General features: G+C 31.3%; 3 protein-coding genes. 1 reads left to right on the forward strand and 2 read right to left on the reverse strand.

Going from position 1 to position 2,480, the window contains the following annotated elements; translation table 11 throughout:
• Positions 1–444: 444 nt before the first annotated feature.
• Positions 445–639 (reverse strand): Spo0E family sporulation regulatory protein-aspartic acid phosphatase, encoded by a 195-nt coding sequence (locus AC1DRF_RS23115; RefSeq protein ID WP_477741790.1) that lies wholly within the window; start codon positions 637–639, stop codon positions 445–447.
• Between the two features lie 287 nt (positions 640–926).
• On the opposite strand from AC1DRF_RS23115, the gene AC1DRF_RS23120 reads away from it, so the two are divergent.
• Positions 927–1,154 carry a hypothetical protein gene (locus AC1DRF_RS23120; RefSeq protein ID WP_477741791.1) on the forward strand — a complete coding sequence of 76 codons (228 nt, stop codon included), beginning with the start codon at positions 927–929 and terminating at the stop codon, positions 1,152–1,154.
• 605 nt (positions 1,155–1,759) lie between these two features.
• Here AC1DRF_RS23120 and sda read toward each other — a convergent pair.
• On the reverse strand, positions 1,760–1,906 hold the full coding sequence (gene sda / locus AC1DRF_RS23125) for a sporulation histidine kinase inhibitor Sda (protein ID WP_251388598.1): 147 nt from the start codon (positions 1,904–1,906) through the stop codon (positions 1,760–1,762).
• Positions 1,907–2,480: the final 574 nt, after the last annotated feature.

A 2,480-nucleotide genomic window follows, 5' to 3' on the forward strand; every position in this document is an offset into this window, starting at 1 on the left:
AGACGCCGTGAGGCATCTACTAAAATCCTTAAGCAATACATCAGAAAAACCCTATCTTTTCTGACTGGGAAGAGGTAGGTTTTTTGCTTTTTAAGATGAATCTGACATCCAGCCTTAGTTACCATAATCTTTTTTCGGATGTACATCAAAAAAGAACCCCTTATGGCTGAATTACRGCACAAGGGGTTTAAGAACGGATGATTACTTCCTTTGTGCAACTTTTTATACATCCTTGATTTGATAGGATTTATCAAACAAATGAATGACCTTAAGATGAATAAAAATTGCACCTTCTATTCATATGCTAGAGCATATCAAAAGTAGTATTCATATTTAAAAATATGCTATTATTTATCTACAGTTATAGAGTTACCTTAAAAAGCAGCCTCACTCGAATGCTATTAAAGAATGAGGCTGCTTTTACTCTTTTATTAAAAATCAAAACTAATTAGGTGAAGTTATCTCTTCTAATTGGTTTAGCATTTGATCAATAAATTGACTGATTATAAGGGTATTATTACTAGTAAATCCTTCTTTTAGTCCTACTTCAATCATAAGTTCTCTTGCTGCTTCTATGTCTACAAGGAAAGTATTTCTTAAAGTGCTATTATATCTATATCTTTGCAATGATGTACTCACCTACCTGTCTAAGTTGTTAAGTTTCCACTTAACAATAACTGGATTTTAACCGTATGACAATGATTGTCCTTGTAAAATCCAATTCAAAGCGTAGGATGCCGATTTTAGAGTTTAAATGGTTAAGTTTTTATATTTAATAAATATTTTGATTCGTAGATCTATGAAAAATAATAAAACCTGTAACAGTATAGTTTTATGCATTGTTAATTTATAAGCATTTTGATTTTTTTACAAATACTCGGTACTTCATTTCTAGGTGAATTTTTTTATAGGTGTTTTCATCTGCTATGTCGAACCTAACAAGTCACGAGGAAGGAGCTGTTAAGATGAATTCGAAAGAACAAAAAAGGTTAGTAATTACTAGGAAACTGATGGATAATGCTAAAGAACGAATTGATTTATCTTCTGAGTTAGAACARGATTTAGAGAATTTAGGATTACAACGACGAATGAAGCAATTAGAATTAGAATTAGAAAGCAAGTTCCTAAAAAACCAGAACAATGAACTAATTTAATTCACAGCACCCATTCAGGGGTGCTTTTTCAACATTTTAACCCTTTTACCTCAAAACCCCCCTATCTATTCAATACTTTCTCCCAGGGCAAACAAATAAAAAAGATGGTTTACTCTCTTTTTATCTAATTCAGCTCTGTCTATCTATGTATGTTTTATGATGAGATTTCATTAATCGCTATTTATTTTAAATTAACATGTTTCATTTCCAAAATAAATCTTTGATGGTCCAGATTACTTGATCTCCAAAGGTTAATTCACGCTTATATTTCTTCCACTCCTTCTCATAGCTAACCTCAATACTACATCCATAGAAAAGACCCCATGGTCTAATTGGACTATCTTTATAATGGCTTCCTTATGCTTATTCTTAAATTATAGTACTAAAACCCAACAAAATTTGACAAAATAAAAACCTTAACCTTATTCTATACTTAAAGATAAACTCAAGGAGTTGAGTTATAACATAAATGGATAACATGCAGCGCTTTATGGAGTTAGTTTTACAGTTTGAACAATCCTTAAATAGAAAGCTAACTAATCAAGAAAAGGAATTTCTACTGTGGGTTCTAGAAAAGGAAAAACAGATAGAAGCGTAATTCTAAATTACTTACTCCTATCTGTTTTAGCAATGAAGGGTAGAGCCCTTCTTTTCAATTCTTCTTCAAGAATAAGAATGAAATCTTTATCTAGATTTAATTCAATTGCTTTAAAGTACGATGCTAACAATGTTTGATCATTTAATTTTTCCATACTTTCCCTCGCTTTTTTGAGCAACACCTCTAAATATATAACAAGTTGAATTTGATGTTAATAATTAAATGAAAATTACGAAAGTTTACAATGAATACGCAAACTATTTGAGATATTCCAAGCATCACCTGAACATAGTAGCACCATTCATGTAGAAAAACTCCTGCTGCTTGTTTAGAAGTTTTCTGTTTTTAAACTATAGATTACCGATGTTCCTAGTTAATATAATAACTCCTTGCAGTACACATACCCAAAAGACCCTATCAGTGAACATAGGATTTTAGATAGCATGTCCATTTGTATTCCGCATCTTTCTATACATATGCGACAGCACATTAAAAATAGTCTCTACTTACAGAACGTCGTAATCTATATATGTTTCATACTTCGGATACGTATGAACAAACCCTTACAAGAAAGCAACCTCGCTTGCCAATTTTTGAGGTTCCTTTTACTTTTCACATGAAAAATAAACCTAATTAGTTTCAGTGACCTTTTCTAATCGGTTTAACAATTGATCAATAAATTGGCTAATTACAATGGTATTTTCACTAGCAACCCCTTCTTCTAAACC

Source organism: Priestia sp. P5_B4 (assembly GCF_056400385.1).

Coding starts and splice junctions, on each gene's coding strand:
- sda (WP_251388598.1), bottom strand. CDS start 1,906: ATGGAAAAATTAAATGATCAAACATTGTTAGCATCGTACTTTAAAGCA.